The sequence below is a fragment of the Plantactinospora sp. CNZ320 genome (assembly GCF_002846275.1).
Genome location: NZ_PJMP01000001.1, coordinates 4,753,751 through 4,780,107 on the forward strand (window position 1 = coordinate 4,753,751; position 26,357 = coordinate 4,780,107).

22 protein-coding genes are annotated in these 26,357 nt (G+C 72.2%); 11 read left to right on the plus strand and 11 right to left on the minus strand.

What is annotated here, in order from left to right:
• Positions 1 to 94: 94 nt before the first annotated feature.
• Positions 95 to 598, minus strand: coding sequence for a hypothetical protein (locus CLT71_RS21160; protein ID WP_101368633.1), 504 nt, complete (start codon positions 596 to 598; stop codon positions 95 to 97).
• A 282-nt stretch (positions 599 to 880) separates the two neighbouring features.
• On the opposite strand from CLT71_RS21160, the gene CLT71_RS21165 reads away from it, so the two are divergent.
• Positions 881 to 1,402, plus strand: a complete 522-nt coding sequence (locus CLT71_RS21165) for an SRPBCC family protein (RefSeq protein WP_101368634.1) — start codon at positions 881 to 883, stop codon at positions 1,400 to 1,402.
• A gap of 27 nt (positions 1,403 to 1,429) precedes the next feature.
• Here the strand turns inward: CLT71_RS21165 and CLT71_RS21170 are convergent, their stop codons facing one another.
• The 3 genes from CLT71_RS21170 to CLT71_RS21180 all read right to left on the minus strand — a co-directional run bounded on the left by CLT71_RS21170 (position 1,430) and on the right by CLT71_RS21180 (position 5,019).
• Positions 1,430 to 3,673, minus strand: coding sequence for an FUSC family protein (locus CLT71_RS21170; protein ID WP_101368635.1), 2,244 nt, complete (start codon positions 3,671 to 3,673; stop codon positions 1,430 to 1,432).
• Positions 3,674 to 3,833: 160 nt separating this feature from the next.
• Positions 3,834 to 4,544: a DUF2786 domain-containing protein gene (locus CLT71_RS21175; RefSeq protein WP_101368636.1), complete on the minus strand. Its 711-nt coding sequence runs from the start codon at positions 4,542 to 4,544 to the stop codon at positions 3,834 to 3,836.
• A gap of 85 nt (positions 4,545 to 4,629) precedes the next feature.
• On the minus strand, positions 4,630 to 5,019 hold the full coding sequence (locus CLT71_RS21180; protein ID WP_101368637.1) for a hypothetical protein: 390 nt from the start codon (positions 5,017 to 5,019) through the stop codon (positions 4,630 to 4,632).
• A gap of 170 nt (positions 5,020 to 5,189) precedes the next feature.
• Between CLT71_RS21180 and CLT71_RS21185 the strand changes: the two genes are divergently transcribed.
• The 7 genes from CLT71_RS21185 to CLT71_RS21215 all read left to right on the plus strand — a co-directional run bounded on the left by CLT71_RS21185 (position 5,190) and on the right by CLT71_RS21215 (position 15,844).
• A complete protein-coding gene (locus CLT71_RS21185; protein ID WP_101368638.1) occupies positions 5,190 to 6,563 on the plus strand; it encodes an ABC transporter substrate-binding protein in 1,374 nt (457 codons plus the stop codon).
• Positions 6,564 to 6,678: 115 nt separating this feature from the next.
• Positions 6,679 to 7,326 carry a hypothetical protein gene (locus tag CLT71_RS21190; protein ID WP_101368639.1) on the plus strand — a complete coding sequence of 216 codons (648 nt, stop codon included), beginning with the start codon at positions 6,679 to 6,681 and terminating at the stop codon, positions 7,324 to 7,326.
• 187 nt (positions 7,327 to 7,513) lie between these two features.
• Positions 7,514 to 7,762, plus strand: coding sequence for a hypothetical protein (locus CLT71_RS21195; protein ID WP_101368640.1), 249 nt, complete (start codon positions 7,514 to 7,516; stop codon positions 7,760 to 7,762).
• Positions 7,763 to 8,081: 319 nt separating this feature from the next.
• Positions 8,082 to 11,291 (plus strand): ABC transporter permease, encoded by a 3,210-nt coding sequence (locus CLT71_RS21200; RefSeq protein ID WP_101368641.1) that lies wholly within the window; start codon positions 8,082 to 8,084, stop codon positions 11,289 to 11,291.
• Entirely contained in the window at positions 11,288 to 14,071 is a 2,784-nt protein-coding gene (locus tag CLT71_RS21205) for a permease (RefSeq protein WP_101368642.1), read from the plus strand. The genes CLT71_RS21200 and CLT71_RS21205 overlap by 4 nt, the downstream gene beginning before the upstream one ends.
• Positions 14,072 to 14,096: 25 nt before the next feature.
• Positions 14,097 to 15,083 carry an ATP-binding cassette domain-containing protein gene (locus tag CLT71_RS21210; protein WP_101368643.1) on the plus strand — a complete coding sequence of 329 codons (987 nt, stop codon included), beginning with the start codon at positions 14,097 to 14,099 and terminating at the stop codon, positions 15,081 to 15,083.
• Positions 15,084 to 15,130: 47 nt separating this feature from the next.
• Positions 15,131 to 15,844, plus strand: a complete 714-nt coding sequence (locus tag CLT71_RS21215; RefSeq protein ID WP_101371651.1) for an ABC transporter ATP-binding protein — start codon at positions 15,131 to 15,133, stop codon at positions 15,842 to 15,844.
• Positions 15,845 to 15,927: 83 nt separating this feature from the next.
• Here CLT71_RS21215 and CLT71_RS21220 read toward each other — a convergent pair whose 3' ends face one another.
• Both CLT71_RS21220 and CLT71_RS21225 read right to left on the minus strand, forming a co-directional pair.
• On the minus strand, positions 15,928 to 16,137 hold the full coding sequence (locus CLT71_RS21220) for a BldC family transcriptional regulator (protein ID WP_007073996.1): 210 nt from the start codon (positions 16,135 to 16,137) through the stop codon (positions 15,928 to 15,930).
• A gap of 264 nt (positions 16,138 to 16,401) precedes the next feature.
• Positions 16,402 to 17,241 carry a DUF8083 family protein gene (locus CLT71_RS21225; protein ID WP_101368644.1) on the minus strand — a complete coding sequence of 280 codons (840 nt, stop codon included), beginning with the start codon at positions 17,239 to 17,241 and terminating at the stop codon, positions 16,402 to 16,404.
• Positions 17,242 to 17,436: 195 nt separating this feature from the next.
• Between CLT71_RS21225 and CLT71_RS21230 the strand changes: the two genes are divergently transcribed.
• The gene (locus tag CLT71_RS21230) at positions 17,437 to 18,519 is read left to right on the plus strand and encodes a Glu/Leu/Phe/Val dehydrogenase dimerization domain-containing protein (protein WP_101368645.1); all 1,083 of its coding nucleotides are present in this window, start codon (positions 17,437 to 17,439) and stop codon (positions 18,517 to 18,519) included.
• Between the two features lie 344 nt (positions 18,520 to 18,863).
• Positions 18,864 to 19,079, plus strand: coding sequence for a DUF3073 domain-containing protein (locus CLT71_RS21235; RefSeq protein ID WP_101368646.1), 216 nt, complete (start codon positions 18,864 to 18,866; stop codon positions 19,077 to 19,079).
• Between the two features lie 246 nt (positions 19,080 to 19,325).
• On the opposite strand, the gene amcA is transcribed toward CLT71_RS21235, so the two are convergent.
• The 5 genes from amcA to CLT71_RS21260 all read right to left on the minus strand — a co-directional run bounded on the left by amcA (position 19,326) and on the right by CLT71_RS21260 (position 24,203).
• Positions 19,326 to 19,565 carry a multiple cyclophane-containing RiPP AmcA gene (gene amcA / locus CLT71_RS21240; protein ID WP_101368647.1) on the minus strand — a complete coding sequence of 80 codons (240 nt, stop codon included), beginning with the start codon at positions 19,563 to 19,565 and terminating at the stop codon, positions 19,326 to 19,328.
• Positions 19,534 to 20,637 (minus strand): cyclophane-forming radical SAM peptide maturase AmcB, encoded by a 1,104-nt coding sequence (amcB, locus tag CLT71_RS21245; RefSeq protein WP_486483709.1) that lies wholly within the window; start codon positions 20,635 to 20,637, stop codon positions 19,534 to 19,536. The genes amcA and amcB overlap by 32 nt, the downstream gene beginning before the upstream one ends.
• Positions 20,638 to 20,842: 205 nt before the next feature.
• Positions 20,843 to 21,988 carry a phosphoribosylformylglycinamidine cyclo-ligase gene (gene purM / locus CLT71_RS21250; protein WP_101368649.1) on the minus strand — a complete coding sequence of 382 codons (1,146 nt, stop codon included), beginning with the start codon at positions 21,986 to 21,988 and terminating at the stop codon, positions 20,843 to 20,845.
• Positions 21,989 to 22,132: 144 nt separating this feature from the next.
• Complete coding sequence (purF, locus tag CLT71_RS21255) at positions 22,133 to 23,698, minus strand: amidophosphoribosyltransferase (protein WP_101371652.1); 1,566 nt, start codon at positions 23,696 to 23,698, stop codon at positions 22,133 to 22,135.
• A 151-nt stretch (positions 23,699 to 23,849) separates the two neighbouring features.
• On the minus strand, positions 23,850 to 24,203 hold the full coding sequence (locus CLT71_RS21260; protein ID WP_101368650.1) for a sterol carrier family protein: 354 nt from the start codon (positions 24,201 to 24,203) through the stop codon (positions 23,850 to 23,852).
• A 96-nt stretch (positions 24,204 to 24,299) separates the two neighbouring features.
• Between CLT71_RS21260 and CLT71_RS21265 the strand changes: the two genes are divergently transcribed.
• On the plus strand, positions 24,300 to 26,345 hold the full coding sequence (locus CLT71_RS21265; protein ID WP_486483375.1) for a carboxypeptidase-like regulatory domain-containing protein: 2,046 nt from the start codon (positions 24,300 to 24,302) through the stop codon (positions 26,343 to 26,345).
• Positions 26,346 to 26,357: the final 12 nt, after the last annotated feature.

Consider the following 26,357-nt stretch of genomic DNA (forward strand, 5'->3'; position numbering starts at 1 on the left):
CGCCGGACGGGACCGCTCTATTTTGCGTACCCCCCATCCCCGACGGGGTACCCGTTGATCGCGTAGCGTTCGGCCGGCCAGGGCAGGCCGGACGCTACCTGCTGACCGGGCCGGTCGCCGGAGGCGGGGCGGTGCGCTTGCGGAGTCGGCTGAGGTCGTTGGCGAACAGGGCGAAGAGCGCGAGCAGGGCGGCGAGACCGGTACTGGCCACGATGACGAAGCCGCGCTCGGCACCGTCCGGCGCCAGCACGATTCCGAGTACCGCCGCGACGGCCGCGAACAGCAGCATCCCGATCCGGCCGGCCCGGGCCAGCAGCACCGCCCGAGCCAGCCGGGCCGGTTCGGTGGACCCGGTACCGAGGCCACGGCGGGCGTACCAGGCGGCACCGGCGATGGTGCCGGCACCGAGCATGCCGGCCAGCCCGACGACCGCCCAGGGCAGCCCGATCGGGTCGGCGCCGGAGCGGCCCGCCGTCAGGCCCGCGCGGGCGACCAGGGCCGACACCAGCACCGCCAACAGGTATGACGACGCGATCACGAACAGGCGACGGCGTGGTCCACGCCAGTCGGTGCGAGCCACGGTGGAATCGTCGGACATCTGGAACTCCTCCCCGCACCGCCGTCGCCCGGCGTGGCCGGGTCGGCCCGCGCAGACAGCGTTCCCGGTCGATGCTAGTGCCAGGACTCCGCATCCGCGCCCACCGGCACGGCGGGAGTCGGCATCCGTGGCGACTGGCGGGGAGTCGGCGTCCGCGGCGTCTTTGCGAGCGCAAATCAACCGAACTCGACGGCCACTGATGATCTACCGCTCGGCGCAGGGAACGACCGCCCGCCGATGCAAAGCTGCACAGCTCAACAGCAGCCGGTATGGTCCCGGCGTATGGGACAGGAGACTACGAACGCCTCCGACATCCAGCAGGACACAGGCGCCTACTCCGTGCGCAGCAGCCTCCGTGTTCCGGGCCCGGCAGACCGGGCCTTCGCTGCCTTCACCGAGGGTCTGGCCGACTGGTGGGTAAAGGAATACACCTGGTCCGGTCCGCAGAAACTGGCCAAGCTCGGCATCGAGCCCGGCAGCGGCGGCATGCTGTACGAGATCGGTCCGCACGGGTTCCGCGCCGACTGGGGCCGGGTGCTGGACTGGCAGCCGCCGCGCCGCCTGGTCTTCAACTGGCAGATCGGGCCGGACCGCGCCCCGGTGCCGGACCCGGACCAGGCCAGCGTGGTGGAGGTGCGGTTCGCGCCGCAGGCTGACGGGAGCACCCTGGTCGAGGTGGAGCACCGGGACTTCGACCGGCACGGCGAGGCCGCCGAGGGTTACCGCGATGCGCTCACCGCGGGCTGGCACGAGCTGCTCTCCCGGTACGCGAGCGCGGTCGAGAACTCCGCCGGCCAGGACTGATACCCCGGTGGTACGCCGGGCTGCCGCTCACCCCGATCGCCGTCGATCCGACTCCGGCGTCACCCCGGCCTTCGGCGTCATCGCCTCGGTCTTCGGCGTCATCCCGGTCGACTGGATCCGCTCCAGATAGGTTCCGGCGCCGGTCAGCCAGGTTTCCACGTCCACCAGGTTGAGTGCGGCGGCCCGGGACTCCCCCGCCGCCAGCACACTGCGTACCCGGTCGTCGAAGTCCTCAGGCGGCGACGGCGGACTGACCCGGCGGCGCAGCCGGCCCTCGGCCAACTGCTCGGCCAGGTCGGAGTAGCCGCGCCGGAGCTGGCCGGCGAGATCGTCGAGCGGCCCGGCGCCGTCCGCCACCCAGGTCAGCCGGGCGTGCGCGCCCCGACGCAGCCGGTACACCGCGCCGAGGTGCAGGTGCTGGCCGGCGGCGAGTGCGGCCTGCCAGTTGAGTCGCGGCAGCCGGGGGTCGTCCCGTTCCAACTGGTACTGCAGGAACGACGCCTCGGCGAGGATCCACGCCTGCCGGGCCGCACCGAGCGCGTCCTGCCGGGACGGCCGGCCGGCCAGGGTCCGGGTGACCTCCTCGGCCGCGGCGGCGCTGACCGCCAGATAGCGGGCGATGGAGCGGAGCAGTTCCCCACCGCCGCCCTTCGGCCAGAGCAGCAGACCGGCGAGCACCCCGACCACGGCACCGATCGTGACGTCCAGCAGCCGCGCCCCGGCGATCTGCAGGTTCGCCGGGCCGGCCTGGGCGAAGACCATCACGAACAGCACGGTGAACAGCGCCTGCCCCCAGAGCTGCGGCAGCAGTGGCCCGATCGTGAAGGTCAGCACCATGGCCAGTGGCAGTGCCGCCAGCAGCAACTCCGGGACCTCGCCCGCGACGTACAGCAGCAGGGTGCCGACAGCGGCGCCGAGCAGGGTACCCAGCAGCACCGGGCGCAGCGCGCTGCGGGTGTCCACGGCCGAGGTCCGCATCAGGGTGAGGATCGCCAGCAGTACCCAGAACCCGTGGTTGAGGTGCAGGAAGCCGGCGACCACCCGGGCGGTGGCCAGGGCCAGGGAGACGCGTACCGCCCCCTGCAGGTAGACCGAGCGGGTGGTCAGGTGGAACCGGAACTGCTGCCAGTAGAGCGCGAACGGCGAGCGGTGGGCGTACCAGAAATCGTCCATGCCCGGGCCGCCGGGCGACCGGGCCGGCGGGCGCAACCCGACGGCGATCCGGGCCGCGACGCCGAACGAGTAGACCTCGTTGGCGACCCGCAGGCTCACCGCCTCCCTGCGCAGTTGCGCCGGGCTGGCGGCGCCGGCCGGCGGCCCCGGTACGGGTGGCGGCCGGTCGTAGAGGTCCCTGACCCGGGCCTCCAGTTCGGTCAACCGGGTGATCTCGACCACGCCCGCCCCGCCGCACAGCGTCCGGGCGGCGGCGTGCAGCACCTCCGCCGACAGCCGCAGCAGCCGGGCCAGTTCGTCGTCGCGGAGGTCGCCGAGTTCCTCGGCGATCAGGTCCACGTGGTGCACGAGTTGGCGCAGCACCCGGTCGCCGTGCCGCAGCGCCCGGTCGCGCCGCCCGGCCGAGGCCGGCCGTTGGGTCGGCGGGATCCGGGCCAGCCACACCTCGTCCAACGCCCGTTCCGACTCCTGCTGTCGCCGGCAGATCTCGGCGCGGTCGACCGGCACCCCGGCGGGCAGCCCGGCCAGCAGGTCGAGGCAGCGGTACACCGAACGGGCCGCCTCGCCGAGGCGCTGCCGGTAGCCGGGCGGGGTCGGATCAGGCCAGAGCACCAGTTCGGCGGTGACCAGGAGTACCACCCCGAGCGTCACCCCGCCGAGCCGGGACGGCAGGGTCCCCGGCTGGTACGGCGGAAACGACGCCGCGATGTAGAAGAGTTGCAACCCGGTGGCGAGGCCGAGGATCCGTGGCCCGCCCACCCCGGCGAACGGGACGACGAATCCCACCACCAGCATGCCGGCTGCCGCGATCGGGGTGTTGACGGCGAGGAAGGTCCCGACGGTGACCAGGAGCCAGGCGAACGGCAGCGCGGCGAGCAGGGTACGGGCCCGCTGGGTGGGGCCGCCGGGCACCTGCGAGATGAAGCCCATCGCAATGGCACCGAAGAGGGTGTAGAGCCCGAGCAGCGGGTTGCCCAGGCCGTACGTGCCGCCGAAGAGTCCGGCGGCGGCGACCAGTGCGAGCCGGACGCCCCGGCGGAGTACCCGGTGATCCGGGTCCCGCCGACGCAGCCACTGCACGACGCCGATCCTGGTCATGGCTGCCCTCTGCCGCCGCGCCCCGACCGGGTCGCCGAGCCGGAGGCGGCGAGGGTCAGGGCAGCGGGGTTTCGCGGCCCCCGTGGCCGCCCGCCCTCACCCTCTCACCTCCGTCGACGCCCCGCCGACACTTTCCGGCGTCCGGGAGGGGTCGGAACGGTCAGGCGGACGAGAGTGGGGTGGAGCGGCCGGGGTTGAGGCCGGTGCCGCCGAGGTCGGCCCGGCGGCCCGCCACCGCCCCCTGCTCCAGGCCGCCGCCGAGCAGCCGGCGGGGTGCGGCGGTACGCAGTCGCGGGTATGCCTCGGCGAGACGCCGCTCGACCCGGTTCGAACGGTCGGCGAGGACCAGTGCCATCGAGGGTGTGCCGGACGGGGCCGTCGAGGCGGCGGCCGCCTCGGCCCGGCGCAGCCTCCCGGCGACCGCCGAGGCGAAGCCGGCCAGCCAGGACCGGCGGAAGGCGGCCGGATGGTCCCCCGGGGGTACCGGTGCGACCGAGATGCCGTGTGCGGCCTGCACCAGCAGCGAGGTGAAGAGCACCTCCACCCGTTCGAGGTCGCTGGCGAAGCCGAACAGGTGCATGACGAACCCGCTCTCGCCGCGTCGGCGTACCGAACGGCACCGCAGCGCATCGGCGATCCCGGCCAGCAGTCCCACCTTGTCCAGGGCGTACGGGGCGGGGATGTCGACGACCCGGTCACCGACCGGGTCGGTACCCGGGTCGCGGGCGGCGAGCAGGGCCCGGTCCACCCCGTACCGCGCGATGAGTTCGGTCGCCTTGGCGTTGAACGCCTCGGCCTCGGCCGGCGTGCAGGCCGGGTCCTCCGCCTTGGCCAGCAACTTGCGGACCTTGCTGAGCATCGCGTCGGACATGCAACAGAGCTATCACACCAGCCGGGCGGGTGCCCCCTGGGCGAGCCGACCGAGGATCATGCAAAGATGGATGTCGATGGAGACTTCATCCGGCCCGGTGCCGCAGTGTCGCGACGGCCGATCCGGCGAGGGTGAGCAGGCATTCCGGCAGCTGCCCGTCGGCGAGCGCGGCGCCGAAGAGCGCGGCGCCGGTGTCGCCGTCGGCGTTCGCGTAGGCGCTGACGAACCGGGCCACCCAGCGCGCGTCGTAACCTGCCTCGTCGATGCCGGGGAAGTCGAGCGTCCACGCGCCCCGGGGCACACCGTCGCCGACCATGGTGGCGGCGAGGCACCAGGCCACCTCGTAGGCGCCGGCGACACCGGACCGGTCGACCACCGCGTCGAACGTGCCGACCACGCCGTCGCTGTCGCCGGCCAGCGCGGAGGTGAGCACCGCGGTGGCGTCATCCAGCGTCTCCTGCGGAACGTCCGTCACGTGCGGAAGGGTATGCCGCCAGGTCAAGCAGCGTCCGACAAACGGCATGAAGGCGCCCTATTCAGGACGATAATGCACCTCGATCAACAATTGGCGGTCGACCGCGGGAGCGCGCCGGAAGCAGGCGCGCTAATCTGCGCAACGGATCTCCGGGGAGGAAGGACACCCCCATGCTCGTATTCCGCGGCACCCGCCGCGCCGCTCTGTCCGCCGCGGCCTGTGCGGCACTGCTGCTTGCTGGCTGCGGTTCGGACGGCGACGGCGAAGCCGGGCAGGCCGAGCAGACCGGGCCGACCCAGGTTCGCCTGTACGGCACGGACGGCAACATGCAGAACTCCTTCAAGGCGGAGTTCAAACAGCAGACCGGCCTGATCAAGGGCATGAAGGGCACAACGCCACTCACCCCACTCTCCGACGACTTCAAGAACCGGCTGTTACGGAAGGACCCGAAGCTCTCCGACTTCCTCTACGCCGCCGAGTCGTACGACGCCGTCGCGATCAGCGCGATCGCTGCGCAGCTCGCCGGCACCACCGATCCGGCCGAGATCGCCAAGCAGATCGTCGGGGTCACCACCGGCGGCGAGCGCTGTGACTCGATCGCGGCCTGCCTGCAACTCGCCCGGCAGGGCACCGACGTCGCCTACCGGGGCGTCTCGCTGAAACGGGGCGGCTTCACCGACGTCGGCGAGCCCTCCACGGCCAGCTACGCCACCCTGCACTTCGGCAGCGACGACCAGCTCGACAACGGCAAGACCGAGTTCCTCGGCGCCGGTGACGAGTCCACGGCCAGCGTCAAGCAGCCGCCGGCCGGCAAGAAGCAGACCAAGGCGCTCGAGGAGCGCAGCGGCGCACCGTTGAAGCTCGGCGGGCTGCTGCCGCGCACCGGTGACCTGGCGCTGGCGTACCCGCCGATGGCGGCGGCCGCGCTGCTGGCGATCGACGAGGTCAACGCCGCCGACGGCGTACTCGGCAAGCCGGTGGTCTGGGTCGACGGCGACGACGGCACCAATCCGAACACCGCGAAGGCTACTGTGGCGCAGCACGTACGCGCCGGGGTGCACGTCATCATCGGCGCCGGTGGCTCCGGCATCTCCCGGGCGGTACTGCCGGACGTCGTGGCGGCCGGGCTGGTGCTCTTCTCGCCGAGCAACACCGACGCTGGGCTGAGCACCGTGGACGACAAGGGGCTCTACTTCCGTACCGCCCCGTCGGACATCCTCCAGGGGCGGGCGCTCGCCGACATGATCCTGCGGGACGGGCCGAACCGGATCGCGCTGGTCGCCCGGCAGGACTCGTACGGCGAGGGTCTCCAGGGCAACGTCCGCGCCGAACTGGAGCGGGCCGGACACGGCTCGGACCAGGTACGGCTGTTCAACTACGAGGTGAAGGACGGGCCCGACGCGCCACCGGTGGACTTCACCAAGGGCGCCCAGGAGATCAAGGAGTTCGCCCCCGACGCGATCCTGGTGGTCGGGTACGGCGAGTCGGCGCGGGTCATCGAGGCGCTCGCCGCAGCCGGGGTGAGCATCCAGCAGCAGCAGTAGTGGCCCCGCCGCCGGAGTGGCACACTTCCGGGAGTCGCCGGGCGGGCTCGTCGCCCTAGCGTTACCTCGGTGCCTGACGGTCCCGTCAGGCACCCGGAGACCGGGGAGGTACGACATGAGCTACGACGGCGACCCCAGCGTGCTGGAGGATGCTCTTCCGGAGCACGAACTGCCCGGCGTCGACGACCAGCAGGGTCTCGGGCCGGCGGTGGACCTCGTCTCGGATCCGCTCTCCTCGGACCCGCTGCCGTCCGACCTGCTGGAGGGCGGCGACGAGCCTCCGGCGGTCACCTCCGTCGTCACGCACTACGCGAGCGGCGTCACCGAGATCGCCACCGACCTGGACGGCGACGGTTACGCCGAACTGCTCGAGTTCGACGTCAACGGCGACCAGGCGGCCGACGTGCGCTACCAGGACACCGACTGGGACGGTCGGCTGGACACCGTCGAGCGGGACTCCGACCTGGACGGTCGGGTCGACCAGGTGCTGGAGGACAACGACGGGGACGGCCGGATCGACTCGGTGGTCACCGACACGAACCGGGACGGTGTGGTGGACCAGGTGGTCGCGGACACCGACTTCGACGGCCGGCCGGACACCTGGATGACCGACAGCAACTTCGACGGGCGGCCGGACGAGATCCGGGTCGACTCCGACTCCGACGGCCAGGCCGACCGGCTGATGCTGGACACCGATGGTGACGGCACCGTCGACCAGGTCAACTACCAGGACCGGCAGACCAACCCGTACGTCACGAACTGATCGCGCCGGGCCGCCGTCCGGCTGGCGGAGTACCGCGCCCGTCGGCATGCTCCGGGCCCCACGGGGGTAGTGCGAGGTGACACAGTGCGGTAGTCGTGTCGGGGAGGTTCTCGTGGGTGTTCGGGGCAGCACGCGGACCGAGGGTTCCGGCGTGGCCAGAACTTCGAGCTGACGGGAAGGGCATCAGATGAGTGAGACGCAGGAGACCGTCGACACCCGTGGCGACGAACGGATCGAACTGCTCCGGGCGGACGCCAACCAGGACGGCAAGACCGACGTCTGGGTGGTCGACACCGACGGCGACGGCAAGCCGGACCTCTTCCAGTTCGACACCGACGGTGATGGCAAGGTCGACATCACGATGGTCGACGCCGACGAGGACGGCAAGCCGGACGAGGTGGTGGACGGCGACGGCGGGCACCCACCGATCGTCTGACCGGCGCGAGGCCGGACAAACGGCCGTGGTGGCGGCTCCGACGGGTACGACAACCCGGGGAGCCGCCACCACGGCCTTGTCGTGTGACGTGACGTGGCATCGGCATCGCTGGGTCTCCTCGGCGCATATCCCCACCCCCGCCGACCCGGCGGGACGGACACGACTTGATCTCGGTTCAGTCATCGTCAGGTCACGAAGTCGTCCGCCGTGACAAATCACCGTCCGGTACGCCAACCTTTCGCTCGCCCTCGGGCGCTTCGCACCCAGGAGGGGCGACGACCGACGCCGCCCGCCTCGCCCATGGGGGAGAAGCAGAACGATGAGGCTGGTGTTTCGGCGCGCCCGGGGAGCGAAGAGTCTGCTCCTGGCGGCGATCGGGGCGACCCTGATCGCCACCGCCCTGCTCACCGGGCTCGCCGGCTACAGCCGGGAGGTGGTCGACTCCGGCACCGAGCGGGCCGTCGCGTCCGCCTCCCAGGAGGAGCGGTCGATCCTGGTACGCGGCACCGCCGGCAGCACCCCGGAGAGCCTCGCCGAGCGGGACGCGGCGGTACGGTCCCGGTTCGCCGGCGGCTTCGGCGGACTGCCCGCCGGCGTCTCCGGTGCGGGGTACGCGGCCGGGCGGCAGTTCGCCGGTCGCACCGGGGACGCCGTACCCGACGCCCAGGGTCTGGTCTTCGCCCGGGTGGTCTTCCTCGACGACCTTCCCGGGCACGCCCTGCTGAGCGACGGTGCCTGGCCGAGCCCCGGCCGGCGGCCCGTGCAGACCGCGCTCGCCGAACCGGTCGCGAAGATCCTCGGAGTCCGGGTCGGCGACCGGATTCCGATCATCGACCGGGTCACCGACCGGATCACCGAGGTGACCGTCACCGGGGTCTGGCGACCGCGCGACACCCGGGACCCGTACTGGCGACTCGTGCCCGAGGCGACGGACGGGGCGGCCACCGGATCCGCCACGTACGGGCCGCTGGTCGTCGACCGGGCCGACTTCCTCGACCACTTCATCGCCAACGCCTCCGCCGGATGGCTCGTCGAACCCGAGCTGTCCGGGGCGACGACGGGCTCGCTGGGCCGGCTGGGCGAGGCCGCCGAGCAGACCACCGCCAGCCTGCCCGCCGAGACCGGGCTCGGCAGTTCCGGGCTGGTCACCACCCAGCTCGGCCAGCTCGTGCAGCGGCTGGAGCAGGCCGGGCTGGTCGGCCGGTCCGCCCTGGTCACCCCGATGCTGCTGGTGGTGGTCCTCGGCGGGTACGCGCTGCTGCTGGTCGCGCTCCTGCTGACCGAACAGCGCCGGGGCGAGGTGGCACTGCTGCGGGCCCGGGGAGCCGGCCGGGGCCAGTTGGCCGGGCTCGCCGCCCGGGAGGCGTTACTTGTCGTGCTGCCGGCCGCCGTGCTCTCACCGGTACTCGCCACCGAGCTGGTCCGGCTCGCCGACCGTACCCCGATGCTGGCCGCCGCCGCGTTGCACCTGAGTCCCCGGCTCGACACCCGGACCTGGCTGATCGCCGCGCTGGCCGCGTTCGGCTGCGCGCTGGCGATGCTCGGCCCGGCACTGCGCCGCGCCGGCAGCTACGTCGACGAGATGGCGACCCGGTCCCGGCCGAGCCGGCGGACGATCGCGCAGCGGGCCGGGCTGGACGTCGCGCTCGTCGCGCTGGCGGTGCTGGGCTGGCTGCAACTGCGGCAGTACTCCTCCCCGCTCGCCGGCGCCCGCCCGGACGGCACTCTCGGGATCGACCCGCTGCTCGCCGCGGCCCCCACGGTGGGGGTGTTGGCCGGTGCGGTACTCGCGCTGCGCCTCCTGCCACCGATGGCCCGGCTCGCGCAGCGGTGGGTCGACCGGCGGTCCTGGACCGGCACGATGCTCGGGATGTGGCAGGCCGGCCGCCGGCCGCACGCCGGCCCGGTGCTGCTGCTCGCCCTGGCGGTGGCGGTCGGCACCCTCGCCTGGTGCCTGGCCGCCACCTCGGAACGGTCCCTGACCGACCAGGCCGACCACCAGGTCGGCGCCGACCTGCGGCTGGTCGAGTCGACCGGGGTCGCCCCGCCGGCCCGGGCCGGCCAGCTCGCCGAACTACCCGGCGCCGAACTGGTCCTGCCGGCCCTGCGGGACAGTCCCCGGCTCGGCTCCGAGGAGGTGCCGGCCGAGATGGTGGCCCTGGACGCCGCCGCAGCCGAACGGGTCGTCCGGCTCCGCGACGACCTGGTCGAGGACGATGCCGGCACACTCTTCGCCGCGATGACCGACGCCCGGGTGAGCGCCCCGGTGGTGGCGCTTCCGCCGCAGACCCGCCGGCTGACCGGCCAGATCACCACCACCGGCACCGGCGGCTCGGCCCGCACCGCGATCCGGACCACGGCGATCTTCACCGAGCCGCACGGCGGTTATCTCCGGGTGCCGCTCGGCGCGAGCTACGACGACGCCCCACTGCGGTTCGACGTGGAACTGCCGGTGGCGGGCGACGACGGGCCACCGAAACTGGCCGGCTTCACAGTGGACACCGTCGGGCCTCCCAGGTACGTCGTCGACTGGCGGCTCACCGAGCTGCGCGCCGCCCCGACCGGTGGCACCGGTGCCGAACTTCCGCTCGCCGACGGCCGGCAGTGGCAGGCGGTGGAGCGCTCCGGCGAGAACTCGGCAGTGGCGGCAGGGCCGGGTGGACTGGCCGTCCGGCACCAGGCACGCGGCTCCTACTGGGCGGGCGTCAGCGCGCCGATCTCGTTCGCCGTCACCGTCGCAGCCGGCCCGGGGCAGGTACCGGTGGTGGCCACCCCGCAGGCGCTGGCGGCGCTGCGGCTCGGCGTCGGCCAGCAGACCGCACTGGTACTCGCCGGCGGGTCCGTCGACATACGGATCACCGGTACGGTCGCCGCCCTGCCCGGCACGCCGGAGCCGGCCGCGCTCCTGGTCGACCTGCCGTCGCTGGGTACGGCGCTCTTCCACAAGCGGGGAATCCTCTCCGAACCCGAGGAGTGGTGGCTGGCCACCCGCCCCGACGAGCACGCCGAGGCGGCCCGGGCGGCGGCGGAACTCGGCGGGCTCCAGGTCGCCGACCGGGTGGAGGTGGCCAGCCGCTCCGGCGAGGACCCGTACGGCGTCGGCGCCCGAGCCGCCCTCTTCGCCGCCGCGCTCGGCGCCATCCTGCTCGCGGCGGTCGGCATCACCGTGGACGTCCGGGCCACCGCCCGACGCCGGGTCACCGAACTCGCCGTGCTGCACACGCTGGGCGCCGGCCCCCGGCTGCTGGCCCGGTCGCTCCTGGTCGAGCAGGCGTTCCTGGCCGGCATCGGCGTGCTGGTCGGGTTGGCGGTGGGGATCGGCGTGGCCGCGACGATGGCCCCGCTTGTCATCCTCACCCCGTCGGCACAGCGGCCGGTACCGCTGCCGCTGCTCGACGTCGCCTGGCTGCCGGCCGCCGGTACCGCAGCGCTGCTGCTGGTGCTCGCGCTGGCGCTGAGCGGGTTGACCGCCGCCACCATGCGGCAACGGCTGGCCGCGGCCCAGCTCCGGATCGGGGAGGACCGGTGAACGCGCAACCGGTGGAGGGACGGGACAGCGTGCGGGGTGGATCGGTGCCGCAGCGGAGCCGTGGTCGTCGACTGCCGGGGCCGTTGCGTCGGGCCCGGATCTTCGCCGGCTATCTGGGGCTGCTCGGCGTACTCGGGCTGGTGGCGGCACTGCTGGTGACCGGGGCACCCCGGTTGGCGAACGAGTTCGCCGACGACGGGATGCGACACGACGTACGCGAGCTGCCGTACCAGGTCCGGGACCTGACCTTCAGCGCGTCGTTCGCCCCCGGGGAGGGCCCGCCCGCCGCCGTGGCCGGGGACTGGCTCGACCGGTACCGGACACGGTTGCCCGGGCCGCTGCCCACGCTTGTCGGTCAGCAGTGGTTCGCCGGCCGGATCGGGCCGAAGGACCTGGCCGTGGCCGGTGACGCGCCGTCGCTGCGCGGAACCTGCCGGCCGGAGCTGCAACTGCGCGGCCAGGCCGGCGTCGAACAGGAGCTGCGGGTCGTCGAGGGACGCTGGCCGGCATCCCGGGCCGGGGTCGAGGCGGCGCTGTCCCGGGAGGGCGCCGGCCTGCTCGGGCTGCGGGTCGGCACCGTCGTCGTGCTCAACGGCACGGGCTTCAGCCCGGGTTCGGTCCCGGTCCGGATCGTCGGGCTGTACGACCCGATCGACCCGGCCGCACCAGCCTGGGACGCGATCCGGATCGCCCAGATCCCCTGCCCGGACCCGACCATGGGCATGACGCACCGGACGGCGCTACTGACCGACCTGGACGGGATCAGCGCCGCCGGCCGGCGGCTCGGGCTGACCTACGAGTGGCGCTACCGGGTCGACGAGGAGCGGATGACCACCGCCGACATCCCGGAGACGCTCACCGCGATCGCCACGACCCGGCGTACCCCGCCGGAACGCGGGCTGGTGCTGGCGACCGGTCTGGACAGCGCGCTGACCAGGTTCGACGGTCAACTCCGGGCGGTGCGGGCACTGCTCGCCGTGGTGCAGGCCGGCATCCTGGCCACCCTGCTCGGGCTGGTGACCCTCGCCGCCGGGCTGGCGGTGCAGCGCCGCCGGGAGGAGTTCACCCTGCTCCGGGCCCGGGGTGCGACAGCCGTGGAGATCGGTGCCCGTACCCTGCGGGAGACGGTCGCCGTGCTGCCGCTCGCGGTACTCGCTGGCTGGCTGCTCGGCCGGTTGGCGCCGGGGCGTCCCGCCGGGATCGAACCGCTCGGGGTGGCGCTGGTGGCCGTCGGCACCACCCTGGCCATCCCGCTGCTGGCGACGCTCGGCCAGCGCCGGCCGAGCTTCGTGGGCCGGCGACAGGACCTGGTGCGCCACCGCCCGTCGGTACGCCGGCTGACCGCCGAACTCTTCGTCCTGCTGCTCGCGGTGCTCGGTGTGGTGCTGCTGCGCCGACGCGGGCTGAGCCAGGACAGCGGGGTCGACCCGTACCTGGTGTCGGTGCCGGTGCTGCTGGCCGTGGCCGCCGCCCTGGTAGCGCTGCGGTTGGTGCCGTGGCCGCTGCGCCAGTTGGGCCGGATCGCCGCCCGGGCCCGTACGGTGGTGCCGTTCGTCGGCCTGGCCCGGGCCGCCCGGGGCGCGCCGGTGACCGTCGGGCCGCTGGCCGTGCTCGTCGTCGCGATCGCCACCGGGGTCTTCACGAGCGTGGTGACCAGCACCGTCGCCGAGGCCCGGGACCGGGTCACCGACCAGGAGGTCGGTGCCGACGCCCGGGTCGCCGGCTCCTACTCCGACCGGTCCACCGCCGAGCGGCTCGACGCGCTGCCGGGGGTGAGCGCGGTCAGCCCGCTGGCGGTCGAGGTGGGTCAGCCGTTGCGTTCGCCCACCCCGAACCTGCTCGGCGGACGTAACCTCGGCCAGACCCAGGTGTTGGTGGTGGACGGTCCGTCGCTGGCCCGGGTGCTGGCGGCGAGCGGCGTCGACGTCACCGTGCCGGCGGGGCTGGCCGCGCCGGGGCGGGTCGACGGCCCGGTGCCGGCACTGGTCTCGCCGGAGGTGGCCGAGGCGGTCGGTGCCGGTGCGGTCACCGAGGTGCAGGGCCGCCGGTACGAGTTCCGGGTCGACCAGGTGGCCGCCGGCTTCCCGGGACTGGCGGCCGAGGTCCGCCGGTTCGTCGTACTGCCGTGGCAGGCGCTGCCGGTGCCGGAGTTCCAGCCGATCCTGCCCAACGAGTTCCTGGTGGCCGGGGAGGGCTTCTCGATCGCCGAGCTGACCGCGACGGTCGACACCGCCCAGCGGGAGTACCTGGCGACTGTGCTGGCCCAGCCGGTCGAGCAGGTACGCCCGCAGACGGCGGTCACCGTCGACACCTGGGTGCGGCACCGGGAGGCGCTGGAGCGCAGCGGCGTGAACCGGCTGCTGAGTTTCACCTTCGGCACCGGGGTGGCCGGGGCGACCGCGTTGGCACTGTTGGCGGTCGGTTTCGCCGTACTCGCCGAGGCGCCGGGCCGGGGCCGGATGCTGTCCCGGCTGCGCACCATGGGGCTCTCCGGTCGGCAGGGTCGGGGACTGCTCGTCTACGAACTGGTGCCGCTGCTCGGCGTCGCGGTGCTGGCCGGTGGGGCGGTCGGGGTGGCCCTGCCCCGGCTGCTCGGGCCGGCGTTGGGGCTCGCCGGCTTCACCGGCGGCCTGCCGGCCCGGATCCACCTGGATCCGATGCTGGTGGTCGGCGTACTGCTGCTGGTCGTGGTGGCGCTGGTCGCCGCCCTCGGTGTGGAGAATCTGGTCAACCGGCGGATGCGCCTCGGCGAGGTGCTCCGTCTCGGAGAGGAGAACTGATGGCGCGCAGAGGGGACGGGAACTGATGGCGAGTCCGACGACTGCCACGGCGGCGCCCGATCTCGCCGTACTCCAGCGCAGGGCCGCCGAGCGGGCGGCGGCGCGGGCCGGCGGCGAGGACCGGCTGCGCGGGCACATCGTCTGCGACGGGCTGGTCCGGATCTTCAAGACCGAGGGCGTCGAGGTGGTCGCACTACAGGGGCTGGACCTGGTGGTAGACCGGGGCGAGCTGCTCGCCATCGTCGGCGCCTCCGGCTCGGGCAAGTCGACAGTGCTGAACATCCTCTCCGGGCTGGACGTGCCGACCGCCGGGATCGCCCGGGTCGCCGACTTCGACCTGTTGACGATGTCGCCGAAGCGCCGGCTGCGGTACCGCCGGCACACGGTCGGCTTCGTCTGGCAGCAGACGGCCCGCAACCTGCTGCCGTACCTGACGGCTCTGGAGAACGTGGAGCTGCCGATGCGGCTGGCCCGGGGGTTGCGCGGCCGGGCGGCCCGCAGCCGGGCGACCGAGCTGCTGGAGATGGTCGGGGTCGGCTACTGCGCCGACCGGCGGCCGGACCAGATGAGCGGCGGGGAGCAGCAGCGCTGTGCGGTGGCGGTCGCGGTGGCCAACGATCCGGAGGTGCTTTTCGCCGACGAGCCGACCGGTGAGTTGGACGAGGCGACCGCCGCCGACGTCTTCGGCGCACTGCGCACCATCAACGCCGAGCTGGGCGTCACCATCGTGGTGGTCACGCACGACCACGCCGTCTCGTCCCAGGTCCGCCGGACGGTCGCGATCCGCGACGGTCGGACCGCCTCCGAGGTACGCCGCTCCACCCGGCTCGGCGCGGACGGGGTCGAGGAACTGGTCACCGAGGAGTACGCGCTGCTGGACCGGTCGGGTCGGATGCAGCTGCCGGCCGCCTTCGTCGACGCGCTGAGCCTGCGCGACCGGGTACGGCTGAACCTGGAACCGGATCACGTGCAGGTCCGGCCGGGCGGGGACGGGAACGGGGCGCAGCCGTGACCGGCGGGGCGGGGCGAGTGGACGGCGACGGGGCGGGAGGGCTGCCGATGGGCGAGGAACTGGTCCGGGTCGAGGGGGTCGGGCGGGACTACCTGGCCGGTGACCGGGTGGTGCACGCGGTACGGGAGGTCTCGTTCACCGCCGCCCGTGGCGAGCTGGTGGCGATCCGGGGTCGTTCCGGCGCGGGCAAGACCACCCTGCTGAACCTGATCGGTGGTCTGGACCGGCCGAGCCACGGGCGGATCCACGTCGCCGGGCACGAGATCACGGCAGCCGGAAGCGGTGAGCTGCTGGAGTTGCGCCGCTCCACGATCGGCTTCGTCTTCCAGTCCTTCGGGCTGATCCCGATCCTGTCGGCGGCGGAGAACGTCGGTGTGCCGATGCGGCTGGCGAAGCGGCCCCGGGCGGAGCGGGAGGAGCGGGTGACGATGCTGCTCGAACTGGTCGGGCTGGGCGGTCAGGCGGCGCAGCGTCCGTACGAGCTCTCCGGCGGCCAGCAGCAGCGGGTGGCGGTGGCCCGGGCACTGGCGAACGATCCGGCGCTGCTGATCGCGGACGAGCCGACGGGCCAGCTCGACTCGGAGACCGGCCGTTCGATCATGGATCTGCTCCGCGCCCTGGTGCACGCCCGGGGGATGACCGCGCTGGTGGCCACGCACGATCCGACCCTGATCGACCTGGCGGATCGGGTCCTGACCCTGCGCGACGGCCGGCTGGTGGACGGGGCGGGTCTGGAAGAGGCGGCACTGGCCGGGGGTTGAGCACGCCCCCGGAGACGATTCAGGGGTGGGATCCGTACTTCCGTACGAGTCCCACCCCTGATCCGAACGTTCGGTTCCGAGTCTCAGTCGCCCTGCCGCTGCTGGGGGATCTGGCCCTGTAGCAGGGCACGAACCTCCGACTCACGGTAACGGCGGTGTCCGCCCAGCGTTCTGATCGCGCTGAGCTTCCCCGCCTTAGCCCACCGGGTCACGGTCTTCGGGTCGACACGGAACATCGACGCGACCTCTGCCGGCGTGAGTAGCGGCTCAGGTTCATGCGTACGCGATGCCATCGGTCACTCCTCCACAGGTGCCTATAGACATCGGCCGGGGTCCCGCCGGCCGACGCGTCTCCCATGGTCCGGCTAGTCCCCGATGTCCGACATGGGCCGAACGGCCGAAGGTCCCTGGATGGACGGATGAACAATGACCGAAATATGGTCCTTTTTTATGCAGAAAAAGAATTAACCGGACGGGTGATTGCCCCCGGTAACGCCGATATTACGAGCGGCATTCATCTGTGTGCGCTCCCAGTGCCCCCCGAGCCGCATTGTTCGCTAATTGCAACGCTCCAGTAACTGCACGGCACGCCAGCGCGCAACGAGCTTCTCGTACGCCTCGGTGGCCGCCTCCGCGTCGCCCCTGGAGAGCCCGGCCAACCCGGCCGCGACCAGCTCCGGCGAGTCGTCCGCGGCCAGCGCCTCGTCCGGCAGCAGGTCGACCAGCCCGCCGTAGTCCAGCTCCACCACCGACCGGGGATGGAACTCCTCGAGCCAGCGGGCCCCCTCCTCGACGGCCTCGGTGATCGGTGCGTCCCCGACCGACTTGCGCAGCACCGACAGGCCCCGGGACGCCCGCCGCCGGGCCTTGGAGATCTCGGTGCGGTACCGCAGCACCCGCCGGTCCGGCCGGGTGGTCAGCTCGCGCTCCTCCGGGTCGACGAAGACGAACCAGCGCAGCGGCACCCCCCAGGTGGCGATCTGCTCGTGCAGCCTCGGCACCCCGTGCTCCAGCACCCGCGCCCCGCTGCGCCAGTCCTCCACCACGGCCTTCGCCTGGCCGGCCAGTACCGGCGGGACGAACGCGTCGGCCAGCACCGGCGGTACGCCGTCCCGGGCGCTCAGCGCCGCCTCGGCGACCCGTACCCGCAGGTTCCAGGGGCAGACCAGCAGCGTGTCGTCCGCCTCCAGGACGTACGCCTCCTCGGGCAGGTCGGGCAGTCGGGTCCAGCCGGCACCGAGCGCCTCGATCACCGCCGTCCGCTGTCGGACCGGCCCCTCCAGCGGGGCCACCGCCCGGCCCTCCTTGACGTAGCGACGCCAGAAGAGTTGCCGGTCCCGGTCGAAGGCGGTCAACGGCTCGTACACCCGCAGGTAGGAAGCGAAGAGCGACGGCACGGCGCGATCCTCCCACGAAACGGAAGTCGAAGAGTCTCCAGCATCTCCAATCAATCTCGGGCGCGCTGGCCGTGACCCACGCCCGGGCCGATCGCGATTAGGCTCGGAGCAGGCCGGCAACATCCCCCGCCGGCACCGGGAGCCCCCTCCCGTCGCATCCCACGAGGATGCCCACCTCCAGATCAGGAGCGAGACATGGACGTATTCGCCAGCACCGACGGTCCGGAATCCGACGGCCACGAGCAGGTCGTGTTCTGCCAGGACAAGCAGACCGGGCTCAAGGCGATCATCGCCATCTACTCGACCGCCCTCGGCCCCGCGCTCGGCGGCACCCGGTTCTACCCGTACGACACCGAGGCCGAGGCGCTGCACGACGTGCTCGACCTGTCCCGTGGCATGGCGTACAAGAACGCACTCGCCGGGCTGGACCTCGGCGGCGGCAAGGCGGTCATCTGGGGCGACCCGGAGCGGACCAAGTCCGAACCGCTGCTGCGGGCGTACGGCCGCTTCGTCGAGTCGCTGGGCGGTCGCTACTACACGGCCTGCGACGTCGGCACCTACGTCGCCGACATGGACCTGGTCGCCCGGGAGACCCGCTACGTGACCGGCCGCAGCGTCGAGCACGGCGGCGCCGGAGACTCCTCGGTGCTGACCGCCTGGGGGGTCTTCCAGGGGATGCGGGCCGCCGCCGAGCACGCCTGGGGCTCGCCGACCCTGGCCGGTCGCCGGGTCGGGGTATCCGGGCTGGGCAAGGTCGGCAAACACCTGACCGGGCACCTGATCGACGACGGCGCCTCGGTGGTGGCAACCGACGTGAACCCGAAGGCGCTGGCCTGGGTCCGGCAGGCGTACCCGCAGGTCGACGTGGTGGAAGACACCCAGGCCCTGATCACCTCCGACATCGACGTCTACGCACCCTGTGCCCTCGGCGGCGCCCTGGACGACGACACCGTGCCGGCGCTGCGCGCCTCGGTGGTGGTCGGCGCGGCCAACAACCAGCTCGCGCACCCGGGCATCGAGAAGCTGCTCGCCGACCGGGGCGTGCTCTACGCCCCCGACTACGTGGTGAACGCGGGCGGGGTGATCCAGGTCGCCGACGAGATCGAGGGCTTCAACTTCGAGCGGGCCAAGCTGCGGGCGACCAGGATCTACGACACCACCCGGGAGATCCTGCGGCTGGCCGACGCCGAGGGCGTGCCGCCGGCCGTCGCCGCCGACCGGCTCGCCGAGCGCCGGATGGCCGAGGTCGGCCGGCTGCGCACCATCCACCTGCGTTGACGGGTACCCGTTCCACCTGGCGCGGAGCCGAGGCGAATACCCCGGCTCCGCGCCCGGGCGGGACGGACCTCAGGTGGATTGCCGGCCATTCAGGCAGAAAGTACGCTGTACTGGACCGATGGGTCCGGAGGCCCCAAACACGTCACGGACAGGGCGGGCAGGCACTCCTTACTGAGTAGGATGGGGCCGCCCGTCGATGTCCACGCGACGCGCGGGCACGGGCGGTGGTAACCCGAGGTGCCGAACCGGGGCATCCCCATGTACCGTAAGAGCCACGAGAGATGCCTGACGTCATCGGGGCCCGCCTTCGGGCTGCCCCGAATTCTGTGCGAGGGGGTCGAGCCATGGGGCGCGGCCGTGCTAAGGCCAAGCAGACTAAGGTCGCCCGGGAGTTGAAGTACCACTCCCCGAACACCGACCTCGCCGCCTTGCAGCGAGAACTCGGCGGCAGCCGCAAGTCGGATCACGACTTCGACGACGACTACAAAGAGTATGTCGACGACGATGACGAGGATCATGACGCGGACGACGACCCGGGTAAATGGGTCTCGGCCCGCTGACCTCTGGTCACATCTGAGCACGCGGTAACACCGCGTGCTCACGCGTGTCCGAGTGCCTGCGGGCCATGTCGCCGATCGGGACGCCAAACGGTAAGGACCTGCCGGCTCCGGAGCATCTCTCTCCGGCTGCCGGCAGGTCCTTACGCTGGTCGTACCCCGTCCAGTACCGGTGAGCGCGGTCGAACCGTCGCTTACCGGCCATCAGCACACGTCGGGGACGGCCGACGCGGCGCGGGACGTGCCCGTTCAGCGAGGGCGGTTGTTCCAGTTGTAGAACGTCGGGATGTTCTCGAAGTGGTTCCAGGCGCAGACGGCGCTCGCACCGTCCCCGCCGGCCGCCACCTCGTCCCGGAGCCGGCGCGCCTCCGCCGCCTCCCGCAGCAGGCTGGTGAGTCCGGCCCGAGCATCCAGCACCCGCGCGGCCACCCCATCGTGCGGTACGGCCCCGACGGGCTCAGGCAGCCGTTGGCTCGTGATCTCGGGCATGGTCCAACACTCCCTCTAGTAGACGGATCTTGCTGTTACGGCAGTGGTCGGTCTCCGTGCCGTCGAAACGCCCGTGTTCGAAGTAGCGGTTGGCGGCGTGCCCGCCCCCGCAGAACCCGAAGTAGGGGCACCGGGCACGACAGTTCTCCACGCCGGTGAGGAACTCCGCGACCCACGGCGTCCGCCCGGCCGTGGCGAGGATGTCCCGCAACGGGGTCTCCAGGACGTTTCCGCTGGTGAAGTCCCCGTAGTCCGGGTCGGAGAAGCCGGCCAGCTCGGGCGAGAGCAGCACCACCGAGCCGTCGTACCCGATCGTCGGGATGGGATCGAGCTGACGGGGCAGTACGTCGTCCTCGGCCCCGTCGAGGACCGCCGCCGCGTACCGCAGCGACCACTCGACCTCCCGGAGGTGGATCCGTGGGTTCCGGCGCCAGGCGGCGACGAGTTCGGCCCAGAAGCCGCGTACCAGCTCGGCCGGGTGGGCGTTGCGCCGGGTGTTGACCCCCTCCGTCTCCTCGACATTGATCCCCAACACGTCGCAGCCGAGGTCGAGGAAGTAGTCGTACAGTTCGGTGGCGAGCCCTGGTTCGGGCCGGCCCACCACGCAGAGCGCGGAGTAGGCGATCCCGTGCCGGCGTAGCGCTTCGACGCCGGCCATGATCCGGTCGTACGACGGCTGTCCACCCCGGCCGACCCGCTCCCGGTTGCGGTCCCGGGGCCCGTCGACGCTGACGCTGACCCGGATCCGGTGCGCGACGAAGAACTCGCACCAGGCGTCGTCGATGAGCGTCGCGTTCGTCTGCACGTGGTGCTCGACCGAGGGGTCGAAGGGCGCCAGCAGGGCCGCCAGGTGCTCCCGTCCGGCGGCGAGCGGCTCGCCACCGTGCCAGACCACCGAGAACCGCCCCTGTCGGGCCCAGCCGTTGACCTGGCCGGCCACCGCTGCCGCGACCGGTACGGTCATCCGGCGGTCCGCCGCCCGAAGCGGGAGATAGCAGTACGCGCAGTCGAGGTTGCACAGCGTGGTCGGCTGCATCACCACGTAACTGGGGACCGCGGCGATCCCCCGCATGCCGGAAAACTCCTGTCCACGGACAGCCATGGCCCTCCTCCCCCGCCTCTGAGGTGCCCCTCAGGCTAGGTGGCAGCGACCACCCCGGTGAAGTCCTGACCAGGTATGCCGAGAATCACGGGCAATATCGCGGATGCGGGATTGGCGTTTTTGTTGTACTCGACCCGGGCACAGCAACACCGCTGGCGGCCGGTCCCCTGTCGGGTCAGCCTCGGGTGTGCTGGCCGATCATGTGCACCTCGCCGGTCCCCTCGATGATCTCACCGGCCTGCCACGCCTCGACACCGCGCCCGGTCAGGCAGGCCAGCGCCCGGTCGGCGTCCTCGGCCGACACGATCGCGAACATGCCCACGCCCATGTTGAAGGTGGACTCCATGTCCGGGTCCTCGATCCGGCCCTTGGCCTGCACCAGGTCGAAGATCGGCTGCGGCCGCCAGGTGGCCCGGTTGACCACCGCGTCGACGTGGTCGGGGAGCACCCGGACGAGGTTGCCGGGGATGCCGCCGCCGGTGACGTGCGCCAGGGCCCGCACCTCGGCCTCGGCGATCAGCTTCAGGCAGTCCTGGGCGTAGATCTTGGTCGGGGTCAGCAACTCCTCACCCAGGGTGCGCTGCCGGCCGAAGTCCTCGACAACGCTGTCCAGCCGCATCCGACCGGCGCCGAGCAGCACGTGCCGGACCAGGGAGTAACCGTTGGAGTGCAGGCCCGAGGAACCCATCGCGATCACGACGTCGCCGACCTCGACCCGCTCCGGGCGGAGGATCTCGCTCTCCTCCACCACACCCACACCGGTGGCCGAGACGTCGTACTCGTCGGGGCGGAGCACACCCGGGTGCTCGGCGGTCTCGCCACCGAGCAGCGCGCAGCCGGCGTACCGGCAGCCGTCGGCGATGCCGGCGCCGATCTCGGCGACCTTGTCCGGGACGACCTCGCCGCAGGCGATGTAGTCGAGCAGGAAGAGCGGCTCGGCGCCGCAGGCGACCAGGTCGTCCACCACCATCGCCACCAGGTCGATACCGACGGTGTCGTGGATGTCCATCTGCTGCGCGATGACCAGCTTGGTGCCGACCCCGTCGGTGGAGGAGGCGAGGATCGGGTTGCGGTACTTCTGGGTGTCCAGCCGGAACAGGCCGGCGAAGCCGCCGATGTCGCCCATCACCTCGGGGCGCCGGGTGCCCTGCACCTTGGGGCGGAGCAGTTCGACCGCGCGCTCACCGGCGTGGATCGAGACGCCCGCGTCCGCGTACGACACGGTGCGCTTGCGTCCGGACCGGCCCATTCCCGCCGTCCAGGGCTGACGGGTGCCGCCCGGGCCGTTTCCTGCACCACTGCGCTCGGTCACGTGCGTCACGGTTCTCCCCTTAGTGGTTCTCGCGGCTGGCCGCGTCGGTAGCGGTCGAGGATCACTCGACTTCCTGCTGCCCGGCCGGATGTGTCCGGTTGGGCCGGTCCTGGCGCCGGGCGGCGTGCCCATGAGCGGTGCCCGGCGTGGTGCCTACGCGTGCGACGACACCTCGCCGCCACTGGGACTGGTCACGAACGGCTGACCGCCTGAGCCACGGGTGGCCCCGTTCGCGGCCACCTCCTCCGCCCCGGCGCCGGCGACCCGACGGTCAACTCCTTCGAGTACGTGCTTGCCGATCAGGTTCCCCGCCGGCAGCTCGATCGGATATTCCCCATCGAAGCAGGCCCGACAGAGCCGGGTCTTCGGCTGTTCGGTGGCCGCGATGAGACCCGCCAGCGAGACGTACCCGAGACTGTCGGCCCCGATGGAGCGCCGGATGCCGTCGTTGTCCAGCCCGTTGGCGAGCAGCTCCGCCCGGGTGGCGAAGTCGATGCCGTAGAAGCACGGCCAGTTGACCGGCGGCGAGGAGATCCTGACGTGCACCTCCAGGGCGCCGGCCTCGCGCAGCATCCGGACGATCGCCCGCTGGGTGTTGCCGCGCACGATCGAGTCGTCCACCACGACCACCCGCTTGCCCCGGACGTTCTCCCGGAGCGGGTTGAGCTTGAGCCGGATGCCGAGCTGGCGGAGCGTCTGCGACGGCTGGATGAAGGTGCGCCCGACGTAGGGGTTCTTCATCAGGCCGGCGCCGTAGGTGATGCCGGACTCCTCGGCGTAACCGATCGCGGCCGGGGTGCCGGACTCCGGAACCGGGATCACCAGATCGGCCTCGACCGGGTGCTCCCGGGCGAGCTTCCGGCCGATCGCGACCCGGGCGGCGTGGATGTTGCGGCCGGCGATCGTGGTGTCCGGCCGGGCAATGTAGACGTACTCGAAGAGACAGCCCTTCGGCTCCGGTGCCGCGAACCGGGCCGACCGCAGGCCGTGCTCGTCGATGGCGATCAGCTCGCCGGGCTCGATCTCGCGGACCACGCTCGCCCCGACGATGTCCAGCGCGGCGGTCTCGCTCGCCACCACCCAGCCACGCTCCAGCCGACCGAGCACCAGGGGACGAACCCCGTACGCGTCGCGGGCAGCGTAGAGGGTGGTCTCGTCCATGAAGACGAAGCTGAACGCACCGCGCAGCGTCGGCAGCACCTCGAGCGCGGCGGCCTCGACCGAGAGGTCTGGGCGGCTGGCCAGCAGCGTGGTCACCAGGGCGGTGTCGGAGGTCGAACCGTCCGAGTCCATGCCCCGCTCGATCGCGTCCCGGGCGAGCTCGGCGGTGTTGACCAGGTTGCCGTTGTGCGCCAGCGCGATCGTGGTGCCCGCCGTGTTGGCCCGGATGGTCGGTTGGGCGTTTTCCCAGGTCGAACCACCGGTGGTGGAGTAGCGGGTGTGTCCGATCGCCAGGTGGCCGCGCAGGCTCGCCAGCGTCGGCTCGTCGAAGACCTGGGCGACCAGGCCGAGATCCTTGTAGACCACCACGCCCGACCCGTCGCTGACGGCGATGCCGGCAGCTTCCTGACCGCGGTGCTGGAGCGCGTAGAGACCGAAGTAGGTGAGCTTCGCCACCTCTTCGCCCGGAGCCCAGACTCCGAAAACACCGCACGCGTCCTGTGGTCCGGGTCGTTGGGGGTCGAGGTCATGGCTCAACCGGCCGTCGCCTCGGGGCACCTGCCGCTCCCTCTTGCTGATCTGCTCGGACTCGCCTGTCACCCGGCTGATTTCGGGTTCTGTCGACTCAGACAGTGTACGCGAACCGCAGCCGATACAGAGAGCCACGTTATGACCCCCGTAAGTGACAGATGGTGATGAAGGAGAACGACTAAATCGGAAGAAAAGCGGAGATATCAGAACGATTGCCACTGGTTTGCACCAGGCCTTCGGCGACCGCCGTCGACCAGGACAACCGCCCGGTGGCCAGCCGGATCCAGGTCTCCGGTGCCATCTCCACCACATTCGGCGGCGTACCACGGGTGTGTCGCGGACCGGGACAACACTGGATTGCCCCATAGGGTGGAACCCGGACCTCCACCGCCCGACCGGGCACTGCCCGGGCCAGCTCGCTCAGCAGGGCACGAACGGCGTCCCGCGAGGTCGCCCGGTCCGGCGTACGGCCGGCGTCGAGGTCGGCCAGCGCTGCGGTGACCGCTGCGGACTTAATGTGCGGAGAGGACACGTCGGGACGATACGACCCGGCTTCATGGCATTTTTCGGCGCCCCTGGGTCGCGCTCGTCCGGTCGGACAAGGCATAGTTGCCGACGGTGTAGTCGTATGGGTAGATCCCCGGCCGACGACGGGTCGGCGGTGGAGCCCCGGAAGGCGGTGGACGTGACAGCACACCGACGAGCCTGGATCTCCCGGGCCGGTGTGGTCGTGGCGCTGGCAGCCAGCGCTGTTTTCGCTCTCCCCACCACACCAGCTTTGGCTGACGATCCGGACGTGACGATCACGAGCGTCAACGCCAACCTCAACGCGGGGCAGACGACCACGCTCAGCTTCAGCGTCAAGAACAACAACGGCGGCGTGCTGGGCGGGGAGACCTCGTTCAACATCAACGTCCGGGGTTTCAACGAGGTGCAGTGCCAGGGCGAGCGGTGCGACTTCACCGACACCATCGACCTCGGCGCAACCAAGTCCTACAGCGTCACACTCCGCGCCGGTAACGTCGCGGCCGGGCAGACCCGGTCCGGCGCCGTCCAGATCACCGCCCAGGTCGGTAACGACAGCGACTCGGCCTCACGGAACATCACCGTGCGTGGGCCGGAGGCGCCGCCGGAGGTGCAGACGGTTTCCGAGGTGTCCGGACGGGTCACCAACGAGGCCACCGGCGAAGGTGTTCCCGGCGCCAGCGTCCGGCTGACCGACGGACAGGGCCGGACCCACAACACCACCACGAGCAGCAACGGGAACTACCAGTTCAGGGGTTCCCAGGACCGGCCGATCGCGCCGGGACGGCTCCAGATCAGGGCCACCAAGGACGGCATCAGCGACACCAAGGACGTGAACGGGGCCGCCGGTGCCAAGGTCAACGGACAGGGCATCCAGCTCGCCCTGGCCGCCGCGCCGACCGCGACCCCGGAGGCCACGGTCGAGCCGACCGAGGACGCCGCCGAGGGGGATCCGACCGAGGAGGCCGGTGCCGAGGAGAGCCAGGAGGCGGGTGCGCCGGACCAGGCCGCCAACGAGGACTCCGGCGGCGGGCTCGGCTCCTGGGTGCTGATCCTGGCCGGCGGCCTGCTGGTCGCCCTCGGTGTCGGCGCGATCGTGCTGCTGCTGATGCGCCGCAAGGAAGACGGCTCGGATGACGACGAGGACGGCCCGGGCAGCCCGGGGCCGCGCGGGGGCGTCGCGGCCGGGCGGGGTGGCTACGACGACGCCACCCGGGTCACCAACCGCGCCGGCGCCGACCCGACGATGGTCAACCGCGGTGGCAACCTGGCCGACGCGCCGACCATGATGCACAGTGCTCCGCTGGTCGACGACGAGTTCCCCGACCCGTACGGTGCACCGCTGCCCGGGCCACAGACGCCGGGTTACGGCGCCGGACAGCCGGGTTGGGGCGGTAACGCCAACGGCTACGGTGACGCCCCCGGCTCCGGTGCCGGTGCCGGTGCGTACGGCAACGCTCCCGGCTCAGGTGCCGGCTACGGTGCACCCGCCTCCGGGGCCGGCTACGGTAACGCTCCAGGCTCGGGCGCCGGCTACGGCAACGCTCCCGGCTCGGGCGCCGGCTACGGTGCACCCGTCTCCGGCGGTGGATACTCCGCCAACGGTGCGGGCGGCTACGACGACGGGTACGACGAGCCGACCGGGCGCTACACCGGGGCCCGGGGCGGTGCCGACGAGTACGGCCCGGCGGCCGACCCGTACGACACGAACGCCTACCGCCCGTCCTCGGGTGCCGGCCACGGCGGCTACGAGCCCACCCAGCAGTACGGCCGGGACGACGACGGGTACGGGGCCGGAGGCTACGGCGCGGGTCAGGCCGGCTACGGCGACGAGCCGCGTACGGGCGCCGGATACGATCGCGCCGACGCCGGCTACGACCAGCCGGGCTACGACAACCGGGCCGGTTACGACCAGCAGGGTTACGGCGCCGACCGGACCGCCTACGACCAGCCGACCACCGGCGCCGGCTACGACCAGCCGCGTGGCGGTTACGACGACCAGAACGGTTACGACGACCGTGCTGGCTACGACCAGCAGCACGCTGCCGGCTACTACGACGACGCGCCGAGGGCCGGGCACAGCCGGTCCGGTGCGCCGCAGCAGTCGAGCCGTTCGGAGCGCCGGTCGCTCGACTGGTTGGACGACTGAGGCGGGCTGCAC